The sequence below is a fragment of the Panacagrimonas sp. genome, from assembly GCF_965216805.1.
GTDB lineage: Bacteria > Pseudomonadota > Gammaproteobacteria > Nevskiales > Nevskiaceae > Panacagrimonas.
This window is the reverse complement of sequence record NZ_CBDCGN010000002.1, coordinates 905101-931744: the sequence shown is the minus strand read 5'-3', so window position 1 is coordinate 931744 and position 26644 is coordinate 905101. Positions and strand designations below refer to the sequence as shown.

General features: G+C 65.8%; 23 protein-coding genes and 1 pseudogene. 8 read left to right on the top strand and 16 right to left on the bottom strand.

All coding sequences use genetic code 11. The features are described from left to right. Positions 1 to 28: 28 nt before the first annotated feature. The 3 genes from ACOOHP_RS04440 to ACOOHP_RS04430 are packed head-to-tail and all read right to left on the bottom strand — an operon-like array spanning position 29 to position 1311. Positions 29 to 532 (bottom strand): lipocalin family protein, encoded by a 504-nt coding sequence (locus ACOOHP_RS04440; protein ID WP_420465251.1) that lies wholly within the window; start codon positions 530 to 532, stop codon positions 29 to 31. A gap of 53 nt (positions 533 to 585) precedes the next feature. Next, complete coding sequence (locus ACOOHP_RS04435) at positions 586 to 1041, bottom strand: protein YgfX (protein WP_420465250.1); 456 nt, start codon at positions 1039 to 1041, stop codon at positions 586 to 588. A 15-nt stretch (positions 1042 to 1056) separates the two neighbouring features. Further along, positions 1057 to 1311 carry a succinate dehydrogenase assembly factor 2 gene (locus ACOOHP_RS04430; RefSeq protein WP_420465249.1) on the bottom strand — a complete coding sequence of 85 codons (255 nt, stop codon included), beginning with the start codon at positions 1309 to 1311 and terminating at the stop codon, positions 1057 to 1059. A 78-nt stretch (positions 1312 to 1389) separates the two neighbouring features. Between ACOOHP_RS04430 and ACOOHP_RS04425 the strand changes: the two genes are divergently transcribed. Continuing rightward, the gene (locus ACOOHP_RS04425; RefSeq protein WP_420465248.1) at positions 1390 to 2178 is read left to right on the top strand and encodes an NYN domain-containing protein; all 789 of its coding nucleotides are present in this window, start codon (positions 1390 to 1392) and stop codon (positions 2176 to 2178) included. A gap of 54 nt (positions 2179 to 2232) precedes the next feature. Continuing rightward, the gene (locus ACOOHP_RS04420) at positions 2233 to 3867 is read left to right on the top strand and encodes a 4-hydroxyphenylacetate 3-hydroxylase family protein (protein ID WP_420465247.1); all 1635 of its coding nucleotides are present in this window, start codon (positions 2233 to 2235) and stop codon (positions 3865 to 3867) included. On the opposite strand, the gene ACOOHP_RS04415 is transcribed toward ACOOHP_RS04420, so the two are convergent. From ACOOHP_RS04415 to ACOOHP_RS04390, 6 genes are all read right to left on the bottom strand, one after another. Further along, complete coding sequence (locus ACOOHP_RS04415) at positions 3819 to 4886, bottom strand: porin (RefSeq protein ID WP_420465246.1); 1068 nt, start codon at positions 4884 to 4886, stop codon at positions 3819 to 3821. The two genes, ACOOHP_RS04420 and ACOOHP_RS04415, sit on opposite strands and share 49 nt — an antisense overlap. Before the next feature lie 119 nt (positions 4887 to 5005). Then, positions 5006 to 5791, bottom strand: a complete 786-nt coding sequence (locus ACOOHP_RS04410) for a succinate dehydrogenase iron-sulfur subunit (protein WP_420465245.1) — start codon at positions 5789 to 5791, stop codon at positions 5006 to 5008. 114 nt (positions 5792 to 5905) lie between these two features. After that, a complete protein-coding gene (sdhA, locus tag ACOOHP_RS04405; RefSeq protein WP_420465244.1) occupies positions 5906 to 7696 on the bottom strand; it encodes a succinate dehydrogenase flavoprotein subunit in 1791 nt (596 codons plus the stop codon). Positions 7697 to 7786: 90 nt separating this feature from the next. Then, entirely contained in the window at positions 7787 to 8164 is a 378-nt protein-coding gene (gene sdhD, locus ACOOHP_RS04400; protein WP_420465243.1) for a succinate dehydrogenase, hydrophobic membrane anchor protein, read from the bottom strand. Positions 8165 to 8178: 14 nt separating this feature from the next. Then, positions 8179 to 8583, bottom strand: a complete 405-nt coding sequence (gene sdhC, locus ACOOHP_RS04395) for a succinate dehydrogenase, cytochrome b556 subunit (RefSeq protein WP_420465242.1) — start codon at positions 8581 to 8583, stop codon at positions 8179 to 8181. Positions 8584 to 8642: 59 nt separating this feature from the next. Next, positions 8643 to 8816 carry a DUF1674 domain-containing protein gene (locus tag ACOOHP_RS04390; protein ID WP_420465241.1) on the bottom strand — a complete coding sequence of 58 codons (174 nt, stop codon included), beginning with the start codon at positions 8814 to 8816 and terminating at the stop codon, positions 8643 to 8645. A gap of 159 nt (positions 8817 to 8975) precedes the next feature. On the opposite strand from ACOOHP_RS04390, the gene ACOOHP_RS04385 reads away from it, so the two are divergent. Continuing rightward, positions 8976 to 9938, top strand: a complete 963-nt coding sequence (locus ACOOHP_RS04385) for a YgfZ/GcvT domain-containing protein (protein WP_420465240.1) — start codon at positions 8976 to 8978, stop codon at positions 9936 to 9938. Here ACOOHP_RS04385 and guaB read toward each other — a convergent pair. Continuing rightward, a complete protein-coding gene (guaB, locus tag ACOOHP_RS04380) occupies positions 9932 to 11398 on the bottom strand; it encodes an IMP dehydrogenase (protein ID WP_420465239.1) in 1467 nt (488 codons plus the stop codon). The genes ACOOHP_RS04385 and guaB overlap by 7 nt on opposite strands. Before the next feature lie 63 nt (positions 11399 to 11461). Here guaB and xseA point away from each other — a divergent pair, with 63 nt between their 5' ends. Continuing rightward, positions 11462 to 12796, top strand: a complete 1335-nt coding sequence (gene xseA, locus ACOOHP_RS04375; RefSeq protein ID WP_420465238.1) for an exodeoxyribonuclease VII large subunit — start codon at positions 11462 to 11464, stop codon at positions 12794 to 12796. A 29-nt stretch (positions 12797 to 12825) separates the two neighbouring features. On the opposite strand, the gene ACOOHP_RS04370 is transcribed toward xseA, so the two are convergent. The 3 genes from ACOOHP_RS04370 to glmS all read right to left on the bottom strand — a co-directional run bounded on the left by ACOOHP_RS04370 (position 12826) and on the right by glmS (position 18226). Next, positions 12826 to 14271, bottom strand: a complete 1446-nt coding sequence (locus tag ACOOHP_RS04370) for a hypothetical protein (protein WP_420465237.1) — start codon at positions 14269 to 14271, stop codon at positions 12826 to 12828. Positions 14272 to 14308: 37 nt separating this feature from the next. Further along, complete coding sequence (gene aspS, locus ACOOHP_RS04365; RefSeq protein ID WP_420465236.1) at positions 14309 to 16105, bottom strand: aspartate--tRNA ligase; 1797 nt, start codon at positions 16103 to 16105, stop codon at positions 14309 to 14311. A 285-nt stretch (positions 16106 to 16390) separates the two neighbouring features. Then, positions 16391 to 18226 (bottom strand): glutamine--fructose-6-phosphate transaminase (isomerizing), encoded by a 1836-nt coding sequence (gene glmS / locus ACOOHP_RS04360; RefSeq protein ID WP_420465235.1) that lies wholly within the window; start codon positions 18224 to 18226, stop codon positions 16391 to 16393. 177 nt (positions 18227 to 18403) lie between these two features. Between glmS and ACOOHP_RS04355 the strand changes: the two genes are divergently transcribed. The 4 genes and pseudogenes from ACOOHP_RS04355 (at position 18404) to ACOOHP_RS04340 (ending at position 23129) form a co-directional block, all read left to right on the top strand. After that, positions 18404 to 18865, top strand: a complete 462-nt coding sequence (locus ACOOHP_RS04355) for a (2Fe-2S)-binding protein (protein ID WP_420465234.1) — start codon at positions 18404 to 18406, stop codon at positions 18863 to 18865. Positions 18866 to 18976: 111 nt separating this feature from the next. After that, positions 18977 to 21160, top strand: a pseudogene (locus tag ACOOHP_RS04350) (molybdopterin cofactor-binding domain-containing protein). A 267-nt stretch (positions 21161 to 21427) separates the two neighbouring features. Then, positions 21428 to 22525, top strand: a complete 1098-nt coding sequence (locus ACOOHP_RS04345) for an XdhC family protein (RefSeq protein ID WP_420465233.1) — start codon at positions 21428 to 21430, stop codon at positions 22523 to 22525. A gap of 4 nt (positions 22526 to 22529) precedes the next feature. Then, entirely contained in the window at positions 22530 to 23129 is a 600-nt protein-coding gene (locus tag ACOOHP_RS04340; protein WP_420465232.1) for a nucleotidyltransferase family protein, read from the top strand. Positions 23130 to 23248: 119 nt separating this feature from the next. Here the strand turns inward: ACOOHP_RS04340 and glmU are convergent, their stop codons facing one another. The 3 genes from glmU to atpD all read right to left on the bottom strand — a co-directional run bounded on the left by glmU (position 23249) and on the right by atpD (position 26644). Beyond that, positions 23249 to 24658 carry a bifunctional UDP-N-acetylglucosamine diphosphorylase/glucosamine-1-phosphate N-acetyltransferase GlmU gene (glmU, locus tag ACOOHP_RS04335; protein ID WP_420465231.1) on the bottom strand — a complete coding sequence of 470 codons (1410 nt, stop codon included), beginning with the start codon at positions 24656 to 24658 and terminating at the stop codon, positions 23249 to 23251. Between the two features lie 67 nt (positions 24659 to 24725). Then, positions 24726 to 25145 (bottom strand): F0F1 ATP synthase subunit epsilon, encoded by a 420-nt coding sequence (locus ACOOHP_RS04330; protein ID WP_420465230.1) that lies wholly within the window; start codon positions 25143 to 25145, stop codon positions 24726 to 24728. Positions 25146 to 25267: 122 nt separating this feature from the next. Next, complete coding sequence (gene atpD / locus ACOOHP_RS04325; protein ID WP_420465229.1) at positions 25268 to 26644, bottom strand: F0F1 ATP synthase subunit beta; 1377 nt, start codon at positions 26642 to 26644, stop codon at positions 25268 to 25270.

Here is a 26644-nt window from a genome sequence, read left to right as displayed (position 1 = left end):
AAGCACGTCCGCGCAACCTAATCGCGCACTACAGTGGCGGTCGCGCCTCCGCTTCCGGCCATCGCTGCGGATGACGCTTGAACTTGGAAAGGTCGTAACCCATGCGCCCGATCATGGCGCGATAGCGCTCGAAGTCGGTGTCGCTCATCTCCGGGTCACGTGCCATCAGCCACACATAATCGCGGGCATTGCGGGCGATGATGGTGACCGAATAGTCCGGCTCCAGATGCGCAATACGGTATTCGCCCTTGAACGGCCACACGAACTGCATGCCCCACAGCGCGTTGCCGGTATCCGGTACCACAAAACCCTTCGGACGATGAGTCTTGAGCGGGCCGTCGAAGCCGCCGTCGCGATAGCGGTAAACCGTGCCGACGGTGCCGTCCGGGTTAAGCGTGTAGCTTTCCACGCCATTGTGCGCGTCGCGCACGAAGTAGATCGGGGTGAAGCCGATCTCGTACCAGTCGCCCATGAAACGCTGCAGGTCGACCTTCGGTACCAGGGCAATGGGTTCACGCTTCGGTGCAAACATGGCGCATCCGCTTATAGGGAGAACCAGCAGAAACAACAGGGCAAGACGAGACTTCACGGTGACGAGGACTCCGAACGATCACTGGCGGCTGCACGTTCCGACAGCCTGAGACGCAAACGGCGCAGCGCTTCGGCCGAAAGCTCATCGCCGAGCAACACACGGGTGCGACGGCGCTGCGAAGCATCGCGAAAGTTCAGCACGATGACGAAGGATTGCCGGTAAGTGTCGTCCAGCAGTTGTGCCTCGATCTGTGCGCCACCCGCCGTACCCAACAACCAGCCGCCCTCGACCTGGGCCACGATGCGCGTCAGTGCCCTGGGTCCGTACCCGAAGGCCGGATGACGCCGCAACCCTACCCACGACAGGCCGATGGCAGCGGCCAGCGCCAACATCGTTGCGCCGGATTCCATGGCAAACGGCAGCAGTATCAAAGGCAGCGCGTGCAGCCAGAACAGCCACTGGTGGGCGCGCACCGATGGCTTGAGCTGAAGGTCCAGGGCGGTGTTCACGATCAGGTCAACCGCTCAGCGATGCACGCGCAGTTGCGCGATCAGCTCAAGGTATTCGGGTGGCGGCTCGGCATAGCCCATGGCCCAGGACCAGATGTCGGGGTCTTCAACCGTTTCCAGCAAGCGTACGAAGCTTGCGCGCTCGGTTTCCGGCGCAGAAGCGTAACGATGGGTGTGGTAGCGCGTGACCATCACGTCCAGTTCCTTCATCCCGCGTCGGAGCAGCCAGCGCAAGCGGCGTTCGTCTGTCATCTGCGCATTGTCGGTCATGGCTGCGTCCCGTGCAGGCCTTGTCCAATGGCAGTGCGGCCGATCCGGTAGGCTGCGCCGATGCAACCGGAGCCCTCCATGGTCGACCCTTCCCGAACCGCCAAGCTGGCGGTGCTGATCGACGCCGACAACACCACCAAGCTGTCCTCCATGATCGAACCGATCTTCGCCGAGATCGCCAAGTACGGGGTGGCCAGCGTGCGGCGCATCTACGGCGACTGGACGCAGCCCAACCTGGCGCCGTGGAAGAAGGTGCTGGCCGAACAGGCGATCCAGCCGATTCAGCAGTTCGCCAACACCACCGGCAAGAATGCGACCGACAGCGCCATGATCATCGACGCCATGGACCTGCTGTACACCAACCGCTTCGACGGCTTCTGCATCGTCTCCAGCGATTCGGATTTCACCCGGCTGGCGGTGCGCATCCGCGAGACCGGGCTGATGGCCTACGGCCTGGGCGAAAAGAAAACACCGAAGTCTTTCGTCTCGGCCTGCGACAAGTTCATCTACGCTGAACTGCTGGTGGTACCTGAAGAAACTACCGAAGAGAGTCCGACCAAGAAGAAGAAAACGGCAAAAGATCTGCGCAGCGACAACAAGCTGCTGAACCTGATCCGCAGCGGCATCAAGGCCGCCTCGGACGACGATGGCTGGGCCAACCTGGGACCGGTGGGATCGTATATCGCCAAGCAGGCACCGGATTTCGACTCGCGGACCTGGGGGTTTCCCAAGTTGCGCGATCTCATTGGCGCCATCGGTCTGTTCGACGTCGAGCAGGGCAAACGCGCGGACGGCGCCGCGGGCGTCATCCGCATCCGCGAGAAGCGCAAAGTAGCCTCGCCGGCCAAGGCCGCGGGGTCGCCCTAGTTCGGCTGTTGCGGTAGAGGCCCGACAATGGCGGACATTCAAGGAGAGTCCGCCATGCTGATGACCGCCCCGGATTACCGCGAATCGTTGCGCGCCTATCGACCGCAGGTCTATGTGGATGGACGCAGCGTCGATTGTGTCGCCGACGAGCCCGCGCTGGCGCCCGGCGTGCGCGCCATCGGCCTGACCTATGACTACGCGCATCGCGCCGACTTCGCTCCGTTGATGACCGCCGTGCAGCACACGACGGGCAAGACCGTCAACCGCTTCACCCACATCGGCATGAGCGCCGGCGATCTGCTCAACAAGCTCGAAGCCACACGCCTGGTGTGCCAGGAAACCGGCTGCGCGCAGCGTTACCTGACCTACGATGCGATGAACGCCATCGGCCAGGTCAGCGCGCGCATCGACGATGCCAAGGGCACGCGTACACATCGCGACCGCTTTGACGCCTATCTGCAAAGGGTGCAGGACGAGGATCTGACCCTGGGCGTGGCGATGACCGACGCCAAGGGTGATCGCTCGCTGCGCCCGCACCAGCAGGGCAACGCCGATACCTACGTGCACATCGTCAAGCGCAGCAAGAAAGGCATCACGATCTCGGGCACCAAGGCCATCGTCACCGGCGCGCCCTACATGCACGAGCTGCTGGTGATGCCCTGCCGCAACATGAGCAAGCAGGATGCCGCGTTCGCGGTGTGCTGCGCGGTGCCCATCGACGCCAAGGGGCTGACCATCGTGGCGCGGCCGGCCGGCCGACCGGGAGAAAAATCCGCGCTGTTCTCCAATCGCTACGGCCAGTCCACCGGCGTGTGCATCTTCGACAAGGTGTTCGTACCGTACGAACGGGTGTTCTTCGCCGGCGAGTGGGAGCACAGCGGGTTTCTGACTTACCAGTACGCGACCCACCATCGGCATACCTGCATCGGTGCGCGTGCCGGCTTCGGCGATCTGCTGATCGGCGCCGGCGCGCTGATGTGCGAGGCCAACGGCTTCGACCCGGAAAAGGAGACGCATCTGCGCGAGCAGATGGTGGAGCTGATCAAGATCACCGAGGGATTCTTCGCCTGCGGCGTTGCGGCCTCGGTCTACGGTGCGGCCGATGCGCTCAACGGCTGCTTCGTGCCCGACCCGGTGTTCGCCAACATCGGCAAGCTGCTGCTGGCCACGCAGATCTACGACATGCAGCGCATCGCGCACTATGTCTCCGGCGGCCTGATCGTGACGCTGCCGGGCCCGGACGAGGACCACAACCCGGCCACTGCCGCCACCCTGTCGGAAGTGCTGCGCGCCAACCCCGACGTGCCCTACGACAAGCGCATCCAGACCGCACGCTTCATCGAGGACCTCACCGCCTCGTATCAGGGCGGCTGGTATTCGGTGATCAGCCTGCACGGTGGCGGATCGCCTGCGGCGATGAAGCAGGAGATCTACCGGCATTACCCGGTCGGCGACAAGGTTGCGCTGGTCGAACGCCTGCTGGATCGCGGCGTGCTCGCGGACACCCAGCGCGCCGTCACCCGCAACCGTCAGCCCGGCAAATGCTGCGCCAAGGGTTGTACCGAGCCCGGCACCGCCATCATGGAACCTCTGAGGCCGGTGCCGTCAGCGGCCGACGCCGCCCGTGTCCGCAGCAAGCTTCAGCGCGCGAGACCAAAGCCGGGAAAGAGTTCGAACTCGAAGGCGTAGTTGACGCCGACGGCGTAGGTCTCGGTGTCGGCATCCGAATCCAGCCGCACGCCGCGGGCGGCGATGTAAGTCGTCAGGCGCGGCATCAACTCGTAGAACGCACCAAGGGTGAGGCCCTCGCCATCGATGCCGTCCGGGCTCGCCGCCGCGTTGGGCACCACGTCCTTGAGGTAGCCCAGCGTACCCGCCAGGGTGAGCTTGGGCATGATCTGGTAGGTCGCGCTGAGCAAGGTGTAGTTGCGCGGGTCCGCCTCGTTCTCCACGTCCACCCGCTCATAGGATGCGCCGAGCGCCAGCGCATTCCAGCGGATACTGCCGTATACGCGGACCGCATCGAACGGCACGAGCTTGCCGACCCCGAACACCGCATCGCCGCCATCGCTGTCGAGATACTCGACGCCGACCACCAGCGGTCCGTCTTCCGGTGCGTAGCGCAGGCCCACGCCGTAGTCCTCGTCGGTGTTCGCTGCCTGGTCCATGAAGTACGACAGGCGCAGGCTGAATCCTTCAATCACCGGCGAGGCATAGGCCACGGCCTCGTCGTTGAAGGCATTGGTGAGATTGGACAGACCGTAGCTCGCGCCTTCGGCCGCAAACACACCGTTGAAGCCGACCACCGAGGTATCGAAGAACGGATCCAGGTCGCGCCCGGACTGTTTGTAGAACGAACTCTGGCGGCCATAGCCGAGCGTGCCGAAAGGGCTGGCGATGCCGCCGAAGAACTCGCGCTCGCGATCGCCAGGCGCGGCGTTGGGAATCGATTCGTTGAAGCGCTCGAAGCCGTATTGATAGACCAGGAATGCGCGATAGTCATTCTGCGTCGCCGCCAGCGAGACGCCGGCCCAGGAGCCATTGCTGTGACCGTTGGAATCGTCGCCCATGACATCCGACTCGTAATGACTGCCGGAGTACGCCAGCGAGGCGTCAGCCGTAGCCTCATAGTCGATCGCCAGCACCGACGGGGGCAGGCCGATCAGGGAAAGCACAGCAAACGAACGAACGCGGGCAGCCACATGCATGCTCAGGACTCCAGTAGTAGACAAAGGGCGCGACAGCTTGCCTACGCAAGACTGCAGTTCGTGGACGCACCAACGAAAACGGCCCCGCGAGCGGGGCCGTTGCAGGCACCACAAATGGATCAGGTGCGACGCTCAACCAGCATCATCTTGGTCTGCGCGATCGCCTTGGCCGGGTTCAGGCCCTTGGGGCAGGTCTTGGTGCAATTCATGATCGTGTGGCAGCGATACAGCTTGAACGGGTCTTCCAGCGCGTCGAGCCGTTCGCCGGTGGCTTCGTCGCGCGAATCGGCCAGCCAGCGGTAGGCCTGCAGCAACACCGCCGGACCCAGGTAACGATCGCCGTTCCACCAGTAGCTCGGGCAACTGGTGGAGCAGCAGGCGCACAGGATGCATTCGTACAGGCCATCGAGCTTGGCGCGCTCTTCTTCGGACTGCGGGCGCTCGCGCGTCGGCGCCGGGCTGTCGGTCTTGAGCCAGGGCTCGATGCTGGCGAGCTGCGCATAGAAATGCGTCATGTCCGGCACCAGGTCCTTGACCACCGGCATGTGCGGCAGCGGGTAGATCGCCACGGCGCCTTTGACTTCATCGCAGCCCTTGATGCAGGCCAGGGTGTTGGTGCCGTCGATGTTCATCGCGCAGGACCCGCAGATGCCTTCGCGGCAGGAGCGTCGGAACGTGAGCGTCGGATCGACCTCGTTCTTGATCTTGATCAGTGCGTCCAGAACCATCGGACCGCAGGCGTCCATGTCCAGATCGTAGGTATCCATCCGCGGGTTCTCGCCGGTATCCGGGTCGTAGCGGTAGACCTTGAAGGTCTGCACGTTCTTGGCGCCAGCCGGCGCCGGAAATTTCTTGCCGGCGGTCTTGCTGATGGTGGAATTCTTGGGGAGGGTGAACTGGGCCATTGATTGCTCCGCAATCGGGAATCGGGAATGGAGAATCGGGAATGAAGAATCGGGAATGGTCAGAAGCGGAGCGTTTTCACGATTCCCGCATCTCGATTCCCGATTCCCGGCTTTTCAGTAAACCCGCTTCTTGGGCGGGATCACGTCCACGTCGGTATCGAGCGTGTTCATGTGGACCGGGCGGAAGTCGATCTTCACGCCGGTGTCCGACTCGCGCCAGGCCAGGGTGTGCTTCATCCAGCTGGCGTCGTCACGATCCTTGATGTCGTCGCGCGCATGCGCACCGCGAGACTCCTTGCGGTTTTCAGCGCAGACGATGGTGACCAGCGCCTGACCCAGCAGGTTGTCCAGCTCCAGCGATTCGACCAGATCGGAGTTCCACACCATCGACCGATCGGTGACGGCGACATCGTTGACGAAGCCCTCGACGATGGTGTTGAGCTTGGCAATGCCCTCCTGCATCAGCGGACCGTCGCGGAACACCGCGCAGTGCTTCTGCATGGTCTTCTGCATGTCCAGGCGCAGGTCAGCGGTGGAGGTCTTGCCCTTGGCGTTGCGCAGCTTGTCCAGGCGCGACAGGCAGGCCTCTTCGGAAGCTCTGGAAATGGTCTTGTGCGGCTGACCCGGCTTGACCAGCCTGGCCGCCTGGATCGCCGAGGCGCGACCGAACACCACCAGATCGAGCAGGGAGTTGGAGCCCAGACGGTTGGCGCCATGCACTGACACGCAGGCCGCCTCGCCCGCCGCCATCAGGCCCGGCACCACGGAGTCGGGTTCGCCGTTCTTGAGCGTGACGACTTCGCCGGTGAACAGGGTCGGGATGCCGCCCATGTTGTAGTGCACGGTGGGCACGACCGGGATCGGTTCCTTGGTGACGTCGACGCCAGCGAAGATCTTGGCGCTCTCGGAAATGCCCGGCAGGCGCGCGTGCAGCACTTCCGGGCCCAGGTGCTCCAGATGCAGGTGGATGTGATCAGCTTCTGAGCCCACACCACGGCCTTCGCGGATCTCGGTGGCCATCGAGCGGCTCACCATGTCACGCGGCGCGAGATCCTTCACGCTCGGCGCGTAGCGTTCCATGAAACGCTCGCCGTTCTTGTTGGTCAGATACCCGCCCTCACCGCGCGCGCCTTCGGTGATCAAACACCCCGAACCGTAGATGCCGGTTGGATGGAACTGCACGAACTCCATGTCCTGCAGCGGCAGGCCGGCGCGCAACACCATCGCGTTGCCGTCGCCGGTGCAGGTGTGCGCAGACGTGGCCGAGAAGTACGCGCGGCCATAGCCGCCGGTGGCGAGGATCACCATCTGCGCGCGAAAACGATGCAGCTTGCCGGTGGACAGATCCCAGGCCATGACGCCGCGGCAGGCGCCGTCATCGTCCATCAACAGGTCCAGCGCGAAGTATTCGATGAAGAACTGCGCCTTGCACTTCAGGCTCTGCTGGTAAAGCGTGTGCAGCATCGCGTGGCCGGTGCGGTCCGCGGCCGCGCAGGTGCGCTGTGCCGGTGGCCCGTTGCCGAAGTCGGTGGTCATGCCGCCGAACGGACGCTGGTAGATCTTGCCCTCCGGCGTTCGCGAAAACGGCACGCCGTAGTGTTCCAGTTCGATGATCGCGGGGATGGCCTCGCGCGTCATGTACTGGATCGCATCCTGGTCACCCAGCCAGTCGCTGCCCTTCACGGTATCGAAGAAGTGCCAGCGCCAGTCGTCCTTGCCCATGTTGGCCAGCGCACCGGAGATGCCGCCCTGCGCCGCCACGGTGTGCGAGCGAGTGGGAAAAACCTTGGTGATGTTGGCGGTCTTGAGGCCGGATTCGGCCAGACCCAGGGTGGCGCGCAGGCCGGCACCGCCGGCGCCGACCACGACCACGTCATATTCGTGATGGATGATTTCGTAAGTCATTTCATTCTCGGGAATCGGGAATCGGGAGTCGGGAATCGTCTGAAGCGGGGGCGGTCACGATTCCCCATTCCCGATTCTCCATTCCCGGCGTCACGCCAGCGCAATCTTCAGCACCGCGAAGATGCTCGCGACGGCCACGACCAGGTGGAAAAACTTCGACAGCAGCAGCGCGGTGATCTTGGCGGCTTCATTGCCGACGTAATCCTCGATCACGACCTGCACGCCCAGCATCGAGTGATACAGGGCCGCGCCGATGAACAGCACCAAGGTCACTGCCACCGCCGGATAGCTGACCCACCACAGGACCTGCTCGTAGCCAGCGCCACCCAGGCGCGCCAGGCTGAACACGAACCATAGGCTCAGGGGCACCAGCGCCACCGCCGACACCCGCTGCACCCAGAAATGGTGGGTGCCGTCCTTGGCCGAACCCAGGCCGCGCGCGTGACCCAACGGAGAACGAAGACTCATGTGAAAAACTCCCGTCAGATCAGGTAGGCCAGGGCCCACACGGCCACGGTCAGAACGGCAGACATCGCGATCACGGCATAGCCGGACTTGTAGGCGGCGGCGATGTCCAGCCCCTTGCCGATATCCCAGAACAGATGCCGAATGCCGTTGCACAGGTGATACAGAAACGCCCAGCTGAACCCGAGCAACAGGATTTGCCCGTACCAGGCCTGCACATGACCGGCGTAGGCGGCAAATACCTGCGGGCCGCTGGCCAGGGCGATCAGCCAGCCCGCCAGCAGCAGCGTGCCCGCAGCCAGCGCCATGCCGGTCAGGCGGTGCGTAATCGACAGCATCGACGTGAGCTGCGGCTTGTAATACGGCCCGATCATGAAGGGCGACAGCGGCCGGTTCGGCGCCGTGGATTTGCTCGTGCTCATGTGCTCCCTGACTACGGTCTGCGTCGGTCTGTCCGGCTGGACGAAAACCGACTACGTGGCTAAAAGTCGATACAGCGTCCGTCCTTTTCCCAATCGCCGTACCGGGTCGGGTCCAGGCCGTTCTTGCGGCCACCGATCTCCGGCACGCTTCCGTTTTGCGACGACGGTGTCTGCGGGCTTTCCGGGGAAGCTTCGGCCGCTGTACCGGCCTCGGCCTTGATCAGATCGTTCAACGTCACCACATCGATCCCCGCGGGACGGTGCTGGCGTACGACGGAATCTGCGGGTTTACTCATGGACCTAGGCGGCGGCCGGATTTGGGAAAGCACGCCATTTTCGCAAACACAGCACCATCGTCGCAACGAATGTCCAACTCACCCGAGTATTTACCCTTGCTTACCCCCCCCGAAAATTTCCCGGCGTTGCGCGTGCTGCAGCTCACTTCCCCGCTGTCCCTGCGTGCAAGTGGCGCGGACGTCGACAGTTTTCTGCAAGGACAGTTGACCGGCGATCTGCGCCAGTTGACGTCCGATCAGGCGATTTGGAGCGCGTACTGCAGTCCCAAGGGTCGCATGCTCGCCGCGCCGCTGCTGTTGCGCAACGGCGCCGATGTGGAACTGTGGCTGCCGCAGAATCTGCTGGAACCGGTACTCAAGCGCCTGCGCATGTTTGTGCTACGCGCCAAGGTGCAGCTCGAAGCGCCGGCGTCAACATCGATGAGCCTGAGCATCGACGGCCACCAGGCCGCCGACTGGATCGCCGCGCAGGCATGGCCAGTCCCAGCGCATGTTCTGCAAGTGAGCACTGCGCCCGGACTGCGCATCGTGCGCCTGCCCGGCATCACACCGCGCTTTCTGGCCATCGGCGCGGCGACCGCGTCTGTCGCGCTCCCCCAAGACAGCCTGCTTGGGGGCGAGGCCGCACTGCTGGCCTGGCGCGAAGCCGACATCCGCGCTGGCGTTCCGCGTGTGGACCTCGACACGCAGGATCGCTGGGTGCCGCAGATGGCCAACCTTGATCTGCTCGGCGGCATCAGTTTCGACAAGGGCTGCTACACCGGCCAGGAAGTGGTGGCGCGCCTGCACTACCTGGGCAATCTCAAGAAGCGGCTGTTCTTGCTGCAGGGCGCGGGCGAGGCCCCGCAACCCGGCGGCACGATTCGCGACAGCGCCGGCCAATCGGCGGGAGACGTGGTCGACGCTGTTGCGCTGCCGGGCGGCGCCGGTTTTGTCGCCAGCGCGGTAATGCAGCTGAGCGCACTCGATACCGATCTGTTCCTGGAGGGGGCACCACCGCGCGCCCTGCTACAGCGCCCGGTCGCCTATGCCTACGGCGGCGACCGCGCCCGCTACTGAACGCGGTAGTTGGGTGCTTCCTTGGTGATGCTGACGTCGTGCACGTGGCTTTCCTTGATGCCCGCGCCGGTGATCTTGACGAAGCGCGCGCGCACCCGCAGGTCGTCCACACTGCCGCAGCCGGTGTAGCCCATGCAGGCGCGCAGGCCGCCGATCATCTGATGCACGATCGCGGCCATGCCGCCCTTGTACGGCACGCGACCCTCGATGCCTTCGGGCACCAGCTTTTCCATCTCGCTGGTGGTGTCCTGGAAATAGCGGTCCTTGGACCCGTGGGTCGCGCTCATGGCGCCCAGCGAGCCCATGCCGCGATAGGACTTGTAGGAACGGCCCTGGTACAGCTCCACCTCGCCCGGCGCTTCCTCGGTGCCGGCCAGCATGGAGCCCACCATCACCGCATGCGCACCCGCCGCCAGCGCCTTGGCGAAGTCGCCGGAGTAGCGCACGCCGCCGTCCGAAATCAAGGGCACGTCGCGATGCTTGAGCGCCGCGGCCACCGCCATCACCGCGCTGATCTGCGGTACACCCACCCCGGCGACGATGCGTGTGGTGCAGATCGAACCCGGCCCTATCCCGACCTTCACCCCGTCCGCGCCCGCATCGGCCAGTGCCAGCGCAGCATCCGCCGTGGCGATATTGCCGCCGATCACTTGCAGATCAGGGTATTGCTGCTTGATCGCCCTGACCCGGTCGATCACGCCCTTGGAATGTCCGTGCGCCGTATCTACCACCACCACGTCCGCGCCGGCGCGCACCAAGCCGGCAACGCGCTCGTCGGTATCCGGTCCGGTGCCCACCGCCGCGCCCACCCGCAGGCGACCGCGATCATCCTTGCAGGCCAGCGGATGGTCGGTCGACTTCTGAATGTCCTTGACGGTGATCATGCCGCGCAGCTCGAAACTGGGGCTGACCACCAGCACTTTCTCGATGCGGTGCTGGTGCAGCTTGGCGATGACCTCTTCACGCGAGGCCCCTTCCAGCACCGTGACCAGCCGCTCTTTGGGCGTCATCACGCGGCTGACCGGTTCGCCATAGCGGGTCTCGAAGCGCAGATCGCGCGCGGTGACGATGCCGACCAGGCTGGACCCTTCCACCACCGGCACACCGGAGATGCGGTTGGCGCGGGTCAGTTCCAGCACCTCGCCGATGGTCATGTTCGGCGGCACCGTGATCGGGTCGGTGATCACGCCGGATTCGTATTTCTTGACTGCGCGCACCTCCGCGGCCTGACGTTCGGGCGTCATGTTCTTGTGCACGATGCCCATGCCGCCTTCCTGCGCCAGCGCAATCGCCAGCTTGGCCTCGGTCACCGTATCCATGGCGGCCGACAGCAGCGGAATGTTCAGGGAGATGCGCGACGTCAGTCGCGTGGTGAGATCGACCTGCCGCGGCAGGACTTCCGAGTAGGCGGGCTGCAGCAGGACGTCGTCGAACGTCAGCGCCTCGGTTTCAATACGCATTGAGGGCTCCATCAAAGCCGTATTATACGCGCTCTCCTGCGGCATTCCTCCTGCCCGTCACGCTTGAATTCTTCACCTGCCCGCACCGTCCACAGCGTCTCCGATCTGGCCGAGATCCTGCGCGCGCTAGTGGAAGACAGCCTGCCGCGGCTGTGGGTGGAAGGCGAGATCTCCAACTTCAGCCGGCCTGCTTCCGGGCACTGGTATTTCACCCTCAAGGACGAGCGCGCGCAGATTCGCTGCGCCATGTTCCGCAACACCAACTACGTGGTCGCCGCGCAGCCGCGCAACGGCGATCGCGTGCTGGTGCGCGCCAGCGCCAGTTTCTACACCGCCCGCGGCGACCTGCAACTGATCTGCGAGCACCTGGAACCCGCCGGCGAAGGCGCCCTGCTGCGCGAGTTCGAAGCACTCAAGCGGCGGCTTTCCGCCGAGGGCCTGTTCGACCCGGCACGCAAGCGCCCGATCCCCGAGCGCCCGCACCGCATCGGACTGATTACCTCGGCCACCGGCGCCGCCGTGCAGGACGTGCTGGCTGCGTTGTCGCGACGTTTCCCGCTGCTGCAGGTGGCGCTGTGGCCGGTGCCGGTCCAAGGCGCCACGGCCGCCCCGGCCATCGTGCGGGCGTTGCGCGAACTGCCGCGACGCGCGCAGATCGATGCGCTGCTGCTGGTCCGTGGCGGCGGTTCGCTGGAGGACCTGTGGGCGTTCAACGAGGAAATCGTGGTGCGCGCGGTCGCCGCCTGTGCAGTGCCGGTGATCACCGGAATCGGTCATGAGATCGACTTTTCCATAGCCGACTTCGCCGCCGATCTGCGCGCGCCCACCCCGACTGCGGCAGCGGAACTGATCAGTCCCGACCAGGCCACCATTCGCGCACGCCTGGCGCAGGCGCACAGCGGCCTGAACCGCGATCTGCTGCGCCGGATCCTGCACGACCGCACACAGCTGCAGCAGCAGCGGGACCGTCTGCATCAGCGCCATCCGCAGCGCCAGCTACATGAACGCGCACAGATGCTGGACGAGATGACGCAACGGCTCGGCGACGGCTGGCAGCAGCGTCTGCAACGTTACGCCGAGCGTCACCACGCGCAGCACATCCGCCTGGCACTGCGCGATCCGCGTCCGCGACTGGCGGCGGCACGCCGGCAACTGGACCTGGCCGCCACCCAGTTGCAGCGAAATTTGCGCGCAGCGTTATTGCGGCATGCCGAGCGCTGGCAGCAAAAGCACAGCCTGCTGCGCAGCGTCAGCCCGCAGGCGGTGCTGGATCGCGGTTATGCCATTGCCACGACCGCCGAAGGCCACGTGGTTCGAGACGCGACGTCCCTGGCTCCGCAGCAGCGCTTCAATCTGGTTCTGGCGCGCGGAAGAATCACCGCGCGCCGGGACGGTTGAGCGCTACAAAAAACGTTGCAGAAAAACCGTTACGGCGCGGCTTCCTCTTGGTCGTCGGGAATCGCCACGAACAGTTTCACGGTGTCGCGGCTGTCGTCCGGATCGTCCAGCGGCCGATCGGGATTGGGTTCGCCGTCCGGATCCAGATCCAGTACGCCTCTGACGACGGTCGCGGTGATATCGACCTCGCCCTCGCCGTCTTCGGTGCGGGCCACCGCGAATCCGGCGGAGGTGCTGATGCCGGCGCCAATGAGCACCAGCTCGGTATCGCTAGAGGCCCAGTTGACGTGGCGGGTGATGTCCTGCTCGCGCTCGGTACCGTCGAAGCTGTAAGTACCGATGGCGCGAAAACGCGTATTGCCCAGGGGCGCGATTGTCATCGGCTCCTCCGGCACGATACGCACCTCCTCCAGCGCCACATTCAGCACGGTGAACTCCAGTTCATTGCTGGTGACCCCGGGACTTTCCTCGACCGAACCATCGCCGTCCGGATCGATCACCTGCCCGAAGTTGGTCGTGATTGTCGCGTCGCCGACGACCGAAGGCTGCTCGCCGCTGGTCCCCGCGATCGCCAGGTTGAGACCTGAAAGCAATCCGCCGGTCCCCATAACGTCGGTGTCCGAGGAGGTGTAGATCGATTGCGCGCTGAGATCCTGCGTGTCCGGCTCGCCGTCGCCGTCAACGTCCCCGAAGTCGCCGGTCGCACGCAGCAACTGCGTCGTACCGCTGACCATCTCGCCGTCGAACCCTTCCTCGTAGTCCAGAGCGATCGACTGCAGAGGCGCGACCCGCACCGTTGCCGACGGGGTCACGTCGCAGGGGGCGTTGAGCCGCCCCTCCAACACCAGCGGCCCGCCGTCGGCAACGGCCGTGACGAAGCCGGTGGGCTCGGTGAGCGCGATCTCCTCGTCCGGTTCGGCGAACGCGAAGGTCACCGTATTGCTGACGTCGGTCATCTGTCCGTCGATCATGGCGCTGACCGAAAAATTCTGGCCCGAGCGCGCCGCCAGAACCGCCTTCTCCGGCTCGATGCGGATGGTGCTGGTATCGATGCCGGCCACCGTGACCGGAATCGTCGCAGTCATTCCGACGTACTCCGCCGTGATGTTGGCGGTGCCGGGCGCGACCGGCGTCAAGGACCCGAAATCGAACACCAAGCCATCCGAGTCGGGCACTTCCTCGTCGCGATTGCTCACCCGGACCACCGCCTCGTTGTCGCTGGACCAGCGCGCACGATTGGTGAAATTGCCGATGTCGCCGCCGCTGAAGGTCACGAACAAGGACAGCCCGGTACGGATGCAGGTGAACGCCTTGGCCGGCTCGGTCGGAGCCTCCAGCAATTCGAGCGTGAGCTGATCGGTAGGCCCAAGCTGCAGAATCTTGAGCGATTCCGGCTTGCTGCCGTCGCCGATGCTGCTGCATCCGGCCAGGGCAACAGCCGCCAGGGCGGTCACTGAGAATCGGGTAATGGGCATCGTGTTCCTTGGGGCTGCGCGCGTTCGGGCTTGGACCTTATTGCGCCGCGGTGGTTTCCGGGTTCTTGACGACCGTGCTGCGAATGGACAGTTCGCGAAGACTCTTGACGTCGACGGTGCCGGGCGCGTTAGTCAGCGGATCGTGCGCGGTCTGGGTCTTGGGGAAGGCGATGACTTCGCGGATCGACGCGCCGCCGGCCATGAGCATGATCAGGCGGTCGATGCCGATCGCGAGACCGCCGTGCGGCGGCGCGCCGAAGGACAGCGCCTCAAGGAGAAATCCGAACTTCTCCTGCTGCTCCTCGGCACCGATGCCGAGCAGCTCGAACACCGCCTGCTGCACGTCGGTGCGATGGATACGCACCGAGCCGCCGCCGAGTTCGACGCCGTTGAGCACGATGTCATAGCCCTGCGACACGATGCTACCGGGATTGGCCTTGATGGCCCCAGCGTCGAACTGCTTGGGCGCGGTGAAGGGATGGTGCGGCGAGACCCAGCGTCCGCCGTCGCGATCGTCCCACTCGAACATCGGCCAGTCGACCACCCACAGCGCCTTCCAGCCTTCCGAGGTCAGGCCAATGTCGCGACCGACCTTAAGGCGCAGCGCGCCGAGCGCGTCGGACACCACGCTGAACTTGTCGGCGCCGAAGAACAGCAGGTCGCCGTCCAACGCGCCCGTGCGTTCGAGGATGCCGGCCAACGCCACGTCGGAAAGATTCTTCACGATCGGCGATTGCAGGCCCTCGCGGCCCTTGGCCTTCTCGTTGACCTTGATCCAGGCCAGGCCCTTGGCGCCGTACTGGCCGACGAAGCCGGTGTAGCCGTCGATCTGACCACGCGACAGCTTCACGCCGCCCTGCGGCACGCGCAGCGCGGTCACGCGGCACTTCGGGTCCTTCGCCGGATTGGCGAACACCTTGAAGTCAGAATCGGCAACGAGGTCCTTGATGTCCACCAGTTCCAGCGGATTGCGCAGGTCGGGCTTGTCCGAGCCGTAGCGCGCCATCGCCTCGTCATAGCTCATGTGCGGCAGCTTGCCGAGATCAACGTTCAGCACGGACTGGAAGATCTCTTTCACCAGACCTTCGACGATCGCCATGATCTGTTCCTGGGTCAGGAACGAGGTCTCGATATCGAGCTGGGTAAATTCCGGCTGGCGATCCGCGCGCAGATCCTCGTCGCGGAAGCAGCGCGCGATCTGGTAGTAGCGATCGAACCCGCCCACCATCAGCAGCTGCTTGAACAGCTGCGGAGACTGCGGCAACGCAAAGAAATGACCCGGATGCGTGCGCGAGGGCACCAGGTAATCGCGCGCGCCCTCGGGCGTGGCGCGGGTCAGGATCGGCGTCTCCACATCGACGAAGCCGTTGTCGTCCATGTAGTTGCGGATGCGGCGGATCACGTCGTGGCGCAGCCGCAGGTTCTTCTGCAGGGCCGGGCGACGCAGATCGACGTAACGGAACTTGAGCCGGGTGTCCTCGCCGACATTGTCGTCGTCGAGCTGGAACGGCGGGGTCTGCGCGCTGTTGAGCAGCTCGGCGGTCTTGATCAGTACCTCGATCTTGCCGGTCGTGAGGTTCGCGTTCTCGGTACCCGTTGGTCGCGGGCGCACGCGGCCGGTGAGCTTGACCACGTACTCGGAGCGGAAGCGATCAGCCAGCGCGAAGGCCTCGGGCGTGTCCGGGTCGAACACGCATTGCAGCAAACCTTCGCGGTCGCGCAGATCGATGAAGATCACCCCGCCGTGGTCACGGCGACGATGCACCCAGCCGCACACGGTGACGGTCTCGCCGGTCAGGGTTTCAGTGACCTGGCCGCAGTAATGGGAACGCATGGAGGCTACGCAGGGGAAAAAAGAGTCGCGGATTGTAGCCGCGGCCCGCGGGGCGTGCTCAATAAGGCCGACGGGCGACTTGAAAAGTCGCAGCCCCCCGGCGTGGTTCCGCAGCCGCCGAGCCGGCCGTTCAGCCAAGCGCATAGCGCCCCCGTCGCACCAAGGCCACTTCCAACCCGAACCCTTGCCGGGCAGCCAGCCGGCGAACTGGCGGACGACCACACCATCGGGGTAGTGAACAGAGCCTAATTGGTCAGAACAATTCCGATCACGTGGCGCGCCCCCCTACTCCACCGTCACGCTCTTGGCCAAATTGCGTGGCTGATCGACGTCGGTCCCGCGCAGCACGGCGACGTGGTAGGCCAGCAGTTGCAGCGGGATGGTGTAGACCAGCGGCGCCTGTACTGCCTCGATGTGCTCGGGCATGAGCATGACTTCGGTGCCGGGCTCGGAGACGAAGCCGGTGTTGGGGTCGGCGAACACATAGAGCTTGCCGCCGCGCGCGCGCACTTCCTGCAGGTTGGACTTGAGCTTTTCCAGCAGCGCATTGTTGGGCGCCACCGCAATCACCGGCATGTCCTTGTCCACCAGCGCCAAGGGGCCGTGCTTGAGTTCGCCGGCGGCATAGGCCTCGGCGTGGATGTAGGAGATTTCCTTGAGTTTGAGTGCGCCTTCCATCGCCACCGGAAAGGTGGGGCCGCGGCCCAGGAACAGGGCGTGGTGCTTGTCGGCGAAGTGCGCGGCCCAGGCCTTGATCTGCGGCTCCAACGCCAGGGTCTTTTCCACCACTTCGGGCACATGGGCGATCTGGCGCACGTACTCGGCTTCGGTTTCTGCGCTCATGCCGTTGTGGCGGGCCAGCGCGATGCCCAGGATCGACAACGCCGCGAGCTGGGTGGTGAAGGCCTTGGTGGAGGCCACGCCGATCTCGGGGCCGGCGCGGGTCATGAGCACCATGTCGGCTTCGCGCACCAGGGAGGATTCCGGCACGTTGCAGATGGTGGCCGTGGCCAGGTAACCCAGTTCCTTGGCATAGCGCAGTGCAGCCAAGGTGTCGGCGGTTTCCCCTGACTGCGAAATGGCGATCAGCAAGGTGCCCGGCGGCACCACCGGCTTGCGGTAGCGATATTCGCTGGCCACTTCCACCGTGCACGGCAGGCGTGCGCCCTGCTCGATGTAGTAACGCGCGATCAGGCCGGCGTGATAGCTGGTGCCGCAGGCGACGATATGCACGCCGCGCACCAGCGGCAGGATCTCCTGCGCCCGGGGACCCAGCGCCGGTTCCAGCACGCGGTTGCCAAGGATGCGTTCGGCCAGGGTGTCGCCCAGGGCGCGCGGCTGCTCGAAGATTTCCTTGAGCATGTAGTGCGCGTATTCGCCGCGCTCCACCGCATCCACCGACAGCTCGGATTGCTTGAGCGGCCGGTCGGCCGGCGCGCCGTCGCGATCCACGATGCGCAGGCCTTGAAGCGTCAGTTCGGCGACGTCGCCTTCTTCCAGGAAGCGGAAGCTGCGGGTGTGCGGCAGCAATGCCTGCACGTCAGAGGCGACATAGAACTCGCCCTGCCCTTCTCCCAGTACCACCGGGCAACCCGCGCGGGCGCAGACCAGGCGGTCGGGATCGCGCACGTCGATGGCGACGATGGCGAAGGCGCCGTGCAGGCGCTGCACGGTGGTGCGCACGGCGTCGAACAGATTGCCGCTTTGCTTGAAGCTGTCGTTGAGCAGGTGGGCGACGACCTCGGTGTCGGTCTCCGAGGTGAACACGTAACCCTTGGCCTTGAGCTCGACGCGCAGGTTCTCGTGGTTCTCGACGATGCCGTTGTGCACCAGCGCGACGCAGTCTTCGGAAAAATGCGGGTGGGCGTTGCGCTCGCTGGGCACGCCGTGGGTGGCCCAGCGCGTGTGCGCGATGCCACGCGTACCCGATACCGGCGCTGCAGCAATCGCCTGCGCCAGTTCCTGCACCTTGCCCTGCGCACGTCGACGCGCCAGCCCGCCGTCGTCGGTCAGCAGCGCCACCCCGGCGGAGTCGTAGCCGCGGTATTCCAGCCTGCGCAAACCCTCGACCAGAATCGGGGTGACGTCACGTTGCGCGATGGCGCCGACAATTCCGCACATGAGGGTTTCCGAAGAATTGAACTTTCTGCTTGGAAAAAGGGAGTCGAGCGACGCGGGCGCCAGAACCTGGAACGACCTGTGCATTTTAGATCGGGCCTGCGCGCGCCGCTGCCGTCATCACGCGTGCCGCCCGCGCCCGCTACCATTCCAGTCTGAACCGACTACGAGGGTTTCCTCATGCTCAAGCTCGAGGTCAACGGCTCCGAACACGACTTCGACGGCGATCCGTCCATGCCGCTGCTGTGGTTTCTGCGCGACGAGGCCGGGCTGACCGGCACCAAGTTCGGCTGCGGCATGGCCCAGTGTGGTGCATGCACGGTGCACCTGGACGGCCAGGCCATGCGTAGCTGCGTGACGCCGGTGTCCGCCGCGGCCGGCAAGGCGGTGACCACCATCGAGGCGCTCAAGGCCGATCCGGTGGGCGCGCAGGTGCAGGCCGCGTGGCGGCGGCTGGACGTGGTCCAGTGCGGCTACTGCCAGTCCGGCCAGATCATGTCGGCCACCGCCCTGCTCAAGACCAATCCGGAGCCCAGCGACGCCGACATCGACGACGCCATGGGCGGCAACCTGTGCCGCTGCGCCACTTATGTGCGCATCCGCGCCGCCATCCATGACGCCAGCCGCGCGCTCAAGGCTTGAAGGAGCGGAATCATGCGCATCCTCGAACGCTACATTCCCGCCGTGCCGCGCATCGACCCGGCCGAGCTGCCGGCGCCGGTCAACCTCAGCCGTCGTCAGTTCGTGCAGGGCATGGGCGGACTGGCGGTGGGTGTCTGCATCGGCCCGGCGCTGAGCGCCTGCGGCCAGCAGGCCGGCACGTCCGGCGCACCGCCGGCGGCTGCGACCGCCGCCGATTTCACGCCCAACGCGTTCGTGCGCATCGGCAGCGACAACCGCGTCACCATCGTCGCCAAACATCTCGAGATGGGTCAGGGCACCTACACCGGCCTGGCCACCCTGGCCGCCGAGGAACTCGATGCCGACTGGGAACTGGTGAGCGTGGAAGGCGCGCCGGCCGACGCCAAGCGCTACGGCAACGCGCTTTCCGGCGGCATGCAGGGCACCGGCGGCAGCAATGCCATGGCCAGCTCGCACGAGCAGATGCGCCGCGCCGGGGCCGCCGCGCGCGCCATGCTGGTTTCCGCAGCAGCCGAACAGTGGCAGGTGCCGGCCGAGGGCATCACCGTGAGCAAGGGCGTGATCACCCACGCCGAGTCGAACCGCCAGGCCACCTTCGGCGAGCTCGCCGAGGCCGCGGGCCGGCAACCTGTTCCGGAAGCACCGAAACTCAAGGACCCGGCATAGTTCACCCTGATCGGGCAGCAGAAGCTGCCGCGCAAGGACAGCAGCGACAAAACCGACGGCAGCGCACTATTCACCCAGGACGTGAAACTGCCCGGGATGCTGGTTGCCGTGGCCGCGCTGCCGCCGCAGTTCGGCGCCCGGCTCAAGTCCGTCGACGCGGCCAAGACCAAGGCCATGGCCGGCGTGGTCGACGTCGTGCGTTACGACGGCGGCACCGGGTATCCGGGCGGCGTTGCGGTGCTGGCCCGCAATACCTGGATCGCCAAGCAGGGCCGCGATGCGCTGGTGCTGGAGTGGGACGACAGCGTCGCCATGAAGCGCAGCAGCAGCGAGATCATGGCCGAGTTCAAGCAACTGGCCGACCAACCGGGGGCGGTGGCCAAGCACGAGGGCGACGCCGCGGCAGCACTGGCGCAAGCAGACAAGGTCATCGAGGCGGAGTACGAATTCCCGTATCTGGCACACGCAGCGCTGGAGCCGATGAACTGCCTGGTGAAGCTCGAAGACGGCGCCTGCGAGATCTGGAACGGCGAGCAGTTCCAGACCATCGACCAGGGCAACGTCGCCAAGCTGCTGGGCCTGGAGCCTGCCCAGGTCGTCATTCATCAGTTGTATGCCGGCGGCAGTTTCGGCCGGCGCGCCAACCCGCACAGCGACTATGTGCTGCAGGCGGTGAGCATCGCCAAGGCCGCGCATGCGCAAGGCCACCAAGTCCCGGTGAAGATGGTGTGGATGCGCGAAGACGACATGCGCGCCGGCTATTTCCGCCCCATGTTCTTCCACCGCGTGCGCGCCGCCACCTCTGCCGACGGCGGCATCCTGGCCTGGGAGCACCGGGTGGTGGGTGAGTCGATCGCCGCCGGCGGACCGTTCGAGGCGTTCCTGGTCAAGGACGGCGTCGATCACGCTTCGGTCGAGGGCTGCTTCGATTACTACAAGGCGGCCAACGTGCACATCGATCTGCACTCGCCAGTCAGCGGCGTGCCGGTGCAGTGGTGGCGCTCGGTGGGCCACACCCACACCGCGTTCGCCAAGGAGTCGACCATCGACGAGCTGGCGATCCAGGCCGGCGCGGATCCTTACCAGTTCCGCCGCGCGCAGATGGCAGACTTTCCGCGGCATCTCGCGGTACTGGACCTGGCGGCCGAGAAGGCCGGCTGGAGCCAGGCGTTGGCGCCCGGCGAGGGCAAGGCCAGGCGCGGCCGCGGCATTGCGGTGCAGGAATCTTTCAACAGCATCGTGGCGGAAGTGGTGGAGGTCACCATCACCGACGGCAAGCTACGCGTGGATCGCGTGGTCTGCGCGGTGGACTGCGGCCTGGCGATCAACCCGGACGTGATCCGCGCGCAGATGGAAGGCGGCATCGGCTTCGGCTTGAGCGCGGCGCTGAACAACGCCATCACCCTGGAACAGGGCGCGGTGGTGCAGACCAACTTCCACAACTTTACGCCGCTGCGGATCAACCAGATGCCGCCGGTGGAGGTCCACATCGTGGCCTCGCCCGAACCGCCCACCGGCGTCGGCGAGCCCGGCGTGCCGCCGCTGGCCCCCGCCCTGTGCAACGCCATCTTCGCCGCCACCGGGCAACGCATCCGCAAGCTGCCGATTGCCGATCAATTGACCGCGTGAAGCGTTCGCACTCCGACGTTCGCGCCATCGCGAGGCTCCAAAATCTGGGGTGGACGGCGGCCACGGGCCGCCCTACCGGCGGGTGGACCATGGCCGCCCCGCGCATCCATCCACGGTGGCGTAGGGCGGGCCGTGCCCGCCGCCGGACGCTGGCTCACGTCCCCAACTCCGACGGCGGAAAGTCGCGCTGGCGTCAGCTTGGTGGACCCGCCAGGTGAAGGGCACAGAGCCTGACCCTAACGCGTCGCAGGCGCTGGCCGCAGCCCTGTGAACACCCCACAGGAATTTGCACCGTTGCTGGCGGGACTGCGCGGCCTGCCCTGCGCGCAGGGCGCGGCGCTGGCCACGCTGCTGCGTACGCGCGGCGCCACCTTCCGCCGCGCCGGCGCGCGCATGCTGGTGTACGGCGATGGCCGCATCCTGCGCGGGCTGTCCGCCGGATGCCCGGAACAGGACATCGCCGCACGCGCACGCGAAGCCATCGCGGAGGATCACGCGCGCATCCTGCGCTACGACCGCGAGCACGGTTACGACGCGCTGCTGGAGATGGGCTGCGGCGGCGAACTGGAAGTGCTGATCGAGCCCTTGCGCGAAGCCGCCGACTGGGCGTTCGCCGAGCACGTCGACCGCCTGCTGCAGGCTCGTGAAAGCGGCGTGATGGCCACCCTTTTCGCGCGTGCCGGTGGCTGCCTGCCGCGACCGCGGCGCTGGCTATGGTCGCCCGGCCTGCAAGTGGATGCGCTGGGCGACGCCGGTTTGTCGGCGCAACTGCGTGAGCATGCCGCGCAACTGCCGGCGCGCCGCCCACCCGAAGTGATCGAGCTGAACTCCGACAGCGGCCCGGTCGCGGTGCTGCTTGAACGACTGGATCCACCCTGCGCTGCCCTGCTGTTCGGGGTCAACGCCACCGCGCTGGCCCTGGCGCGGGTGCTGACCCAACTGGGCTGGGTGGTCTACCTGATCGATCATGCCGACGACCGCGTGCCGGAACTGCCGCTGCCGCCGGGCACCCAGCGGCTGCACTGCGCGCCGCAACAGGTCAGTGCAAAGCTGACGACGGATATGCGCAGCTTCGCGGTGGTGATGACCCACAACCTGGAGCGTGACCTGGATTACCTGCGCGCATTGCGCAATGTGCCACTGGCCTATCTGGGCGCAGTAGGCGCACGCCGTCGCGCAGCGCAGTTGATGGAAGTCTGTACCGGCAGCCGGACGCCGCTGCGAAGTCCCGCCGGCCTGGATATCGGTTCGGAGACGCCCGAGGAGATCGCCATCGCCATCGCGGCCGAAATGCTGGCGGTGGCAAACGGCACTGCTGGCGGCCCGCTGAGCGCCACGCAGGCGCCGATCCATCGCAGTGCCTGATCCGGTGACGGACGAAGTACGTGCCTTGCTGCTCGCCGCCGGCGCCGGTCGCCGCTACGGCCGCCTCAAGCAACTGGAAACCCTGTGCGGTCAGCGCCTGGTGCGGCGCGCCGCGCTCATTGTGTTGACCGCCGGACTACCGCTGGACGTGGTCATCGGCGCTGAGGCAGATCGGGTGCGCCGCGAGTTACAGGATCTGCCGCTCCGGCTCATCGAGAACCCGGACTGGGCACGGGGCATGGGCGGCTCCATCGCTTGCGCCGTCTCGCAACGGATGCCCGCAGACCCCGCCGCCGTCTTGATCGTGCTGGCGGACCAGGCGCTGCTCACGCCCGCAGACCTGCAAGCCCTGATAGGCGAACACCGCAGGTATCCTCAGGCGATCCTGGCTGCGGATTACGGGCCTAGCCTGGGGCCACCCTGCCTGTTTCCGCGCACCTATCTGCCCGCGTTGCGCGCGCTGTCGGGGGATCGCGGCGCAGGTGTCCTGCTACAGCAGTACGATGAGGCGCTGCGTCGGCTGCCGATGCCACACGCGGGTATCGATATCGACTCGCCTGCCGATCTCGCCCGTGTCGCGGAGCTGCTCACAGCATCCGGATAGCAGCCGTCACCGGTCTTGCACCTGGGCGGTGGTCAGCCTGCGGCGACGGGGATGGTTCTTCGCTACGTCCGAAAGACCGCTGCCGCAACTTCCGGATCGAGCGCTGCGGTTGCCCGCGGTTACTGCTTCTTCGGCCGTTTCCAGCCGGGCAAGGATCGCTGCTCGCGCGCGCGGCAGATCGTGAGCTGATCGGCCGGTGCATCCATCGCGATGCTGGAGCCCGCGGCGATGTAGGCCCCGGCACCGATGGTGACTGGAGCGATCAGCTGGGTGTCGGTGCCGATGAAGGCGCCGTCGCCAATCACCGTGGGGTGCTTGTTGACGCCGTCGTAGTTGCAGGTGATGACTCCGGCGCCGACATTGACGCGGCTGCCGATGCGGGCGTCGCCAAGATAGGCCAGGTGATTGGCCTTGCTGCCTTCACCGAGGGTGCTTTTCTTGATCTCCACGAAGTTGCCCACGTGAACCTGGTCGGCCAGGCGCGTGTCCGGCCGCAGGCGCGCAAACGGGCCGATCCGACAGCCGCGCCCGACGATGGCGGAGTCCAGCACGCTGTGACTTTCCACATGCGTTCCGGCTCCGATCTTGACGTTGCGCAGCACGGTGTAGGCGCCGACGTGGACGTGATCGCCCAGCTCGACCTCGCCCTCGATGACCACGCCCACATCCAGATGGACGTCCTGGCCGCATAACAGCGAGCCGCGCAGGTCGAAGCGTTCCGCATCGCGGATGCCCACGCCCTGGCGCATCATCGCCAGCGCCTGGCGGCGCTGCCAGGCGCGCTCCTGTGCCGCCAGCTGCACCCGATCGTTGACGCCCAGCACTTCTTCCAGCGACTCCGCGGCGACCGTTCTGAGCCGCACCCGATCGCGCGACGCCAGCTTCACCACGTCGGTGAGATAGAACTCGCGCTTGGCATTGTCGTTGCCGACCTTGTCCAGCCAGGTGCGCAGACGGCGCGCGGGCGCGGTCAGCACGCCGGTGTTGATCTCGGCGATGCGGCGCTGCGCGGGAGTGGCGTCCTTTTCTTCGACGATGCGCTGCACCGCGCCAGCCGCACTGCGCACGATACGACCGTAGCCATAGGGGTCCGGCGCGACCGCGGTCAGCACGCCGAGGCCGTCGCCGGAAACCTGTAACAGGGCTTGCAGAGTGTCGGCCTGAATCAGTGGCACGTCGCCGTACAGGATCAGCACGCGCGCCTCGTCCGGAATATTCGGCATGGCCTGCTGCACCGCGTGTGCGGTGCCGAGTTGCTCGGCCTGGACCGCCAGTTGCAAGTCGGTGGCGCCCGCGTGGGCGGTGGCCAGCCATGCGCGCAGGGTCTCGGCGCCATGCCCGACCACCACGTGGCAGCACGCCGCACCCAGCGACTGCGCCGTGGCCAGCACGTGTTCCAGCATCGGCCGTCCGGCGATGGGATGCAGCACCTTGGGTAGCGCGGAGCGCATGCGGGTGCCCTGCCCGGCCGCGAGAATCACCACATGCAGCGGCGCGGCGGAACGATCGGTGCGGGGCTTCGGTGCCATGGTTTCGTCCCTGAATGCAAAAAGGCCGCGCCAAGCGCGGCCTTTAGCCTACACAACCGCGATGAGTTCAGTGACCGGGCTTCTTGAGCTTCTTGACGAACTCCAGGCGGGCGGCGGCTTCCACCAGCTCGGCCTGGGCCTTGGCCATGTCCATCTCGGTCTTGGCGCCCGCGAGCCTGGCCTCGGCATCGGCCTTGGCGCGGGCCACCGCGGATTCGTCGGCATCCTTGGCGCGCAGGGCGGTGTCGGCCAGCACCGTCACCAGATGCGGCTGCACTTCCAGGATGCCGCCACCGACGAAGAACGGCAGTTCGGATCCATCGGCCAGCTTGACCCGCACGGTGCCCGGCTTGAGCGTGGTGAGCAGCGGCGCATGCCGCGGCGCAATGCCGACTTCACCCATCGAAGCCGGCGCGAACACCATGACCGCTTCACCGGAATGGATGTGGCCTTCGGCGGCAACGATGTCGATGTGGAGGTTTGCCATTTGAAAATCCGGGAGTCGGTTGAAAACCTGGGAATCGGGAATCGGGAATCGGGAATCGCTAAAACCACTGCGTCGCTGAGCTTCTGCGATTCCCGATTCTCAATCCCCGGTTCCCGGCAGTATCACAGTTTCTTCGCTTTCTCGACCGCTTCGTCGATGCCGCCGACCATGTAGAACGCCTGCTCCGGCAGATGATCGTACTCGCCGTCGACGATGCCGCGGAAGCCACGGATGGTCTCCTTCAGACCCACGTACTTGCCGGGCGAGCCGGTAAACACTTCGGCGACGTGGAAGGGCTGCGACATGAAGCGCTGGATCTTGCGCGCGCGGGACACGGCGCGCTTGTCGTCCTCCGACAGCTCGTCCATGCCTAGGATCGCGATGATGTCCTTCAGTTCCTTGTAGCGCTGCAACACGCCCTGCACGTCGCGGGCGGTGTTGTAGTGATCGGCGCCGATGACGTTCGGGTCGAGCTGGCGCGACGTGGAGTCGAGCGGGTCGATGGCCGGGTAGATGCCGAGCGCCGCGATGTCGCGCGACAGCACGACGGTGGCGTCCAAGTGCGCGAAGGTGGTCGCGGGCGAGGGATCGGTGAGATCGTCCGCGGGCACGTACACGGCCTGGATCGAGGTGATCGAGCCGGTCTTGGTCGAGGTGATGCGCTCCTGCAGCACGCCCATTTCCTCGGCCAGGGTCGGCTGGTAGCCCACCGCCGACGGCATACGGCCGAGCAGCGCGGACACTTCGGTACCGGCGAGCGTGTAGCGGTAGATGTTGTCGACGAAGAACAGGATGTCGCGGCCCTCGTCACGGAAGTACTCGGCCATGGTCAGACCGGTCAGCGCGACGCGCAGACGGTTGCCCGGCGGCTCGTTCATCTGGCCGTAGACCATCGCGACCTTGTCGATGACCTTCGACTCCATCATCTCGTGATAGAAGTCGTTGCCTTCACGGGTACGCTCACCCACGCCGGCGAACACAGACAAACCCGAGTGTTCCTTGGCGATGTTGTTGATGAGCTCCATCATGTTCACGGTCTTGCCCACGCCGGCGCCACCAAACAGACCCACCTTGCCGCCCTTGGCGAACGGGCAGAGCAGGTCGATGACCTTGATGCCGGTTTCCAGCAGTTCGGTTGAGCCGGCCTGGTCTTCGTACGAAGGCGCGGTGCGGTGGATCGCCCAGTGCTGTTCGGCCTTGACCTCGCCCGCTTCGTCGATGGGCGCGCCAAGCACGTCCATGATGCGACCCAGCGTGGCCTGACCGACCGGCACCGAGATCGGCGCGCCGGTGTTGCTGCACACCAGACCACGCTTCAGGCCTTCCGACGAACCGAGCGCAATCGTGCGCACGGTGCCGTCACCGAGCTGCTGCTGCACTTCGAGCGTCAGCGGCGAGCCTTCGATCTTCAGCGCGTCATAAATCTTGGGGATTGAATCGCGCGGAAATTCCACGTCGACGACCGCGCCGATAACCTGAACAATTTTTCCGGTAGACAT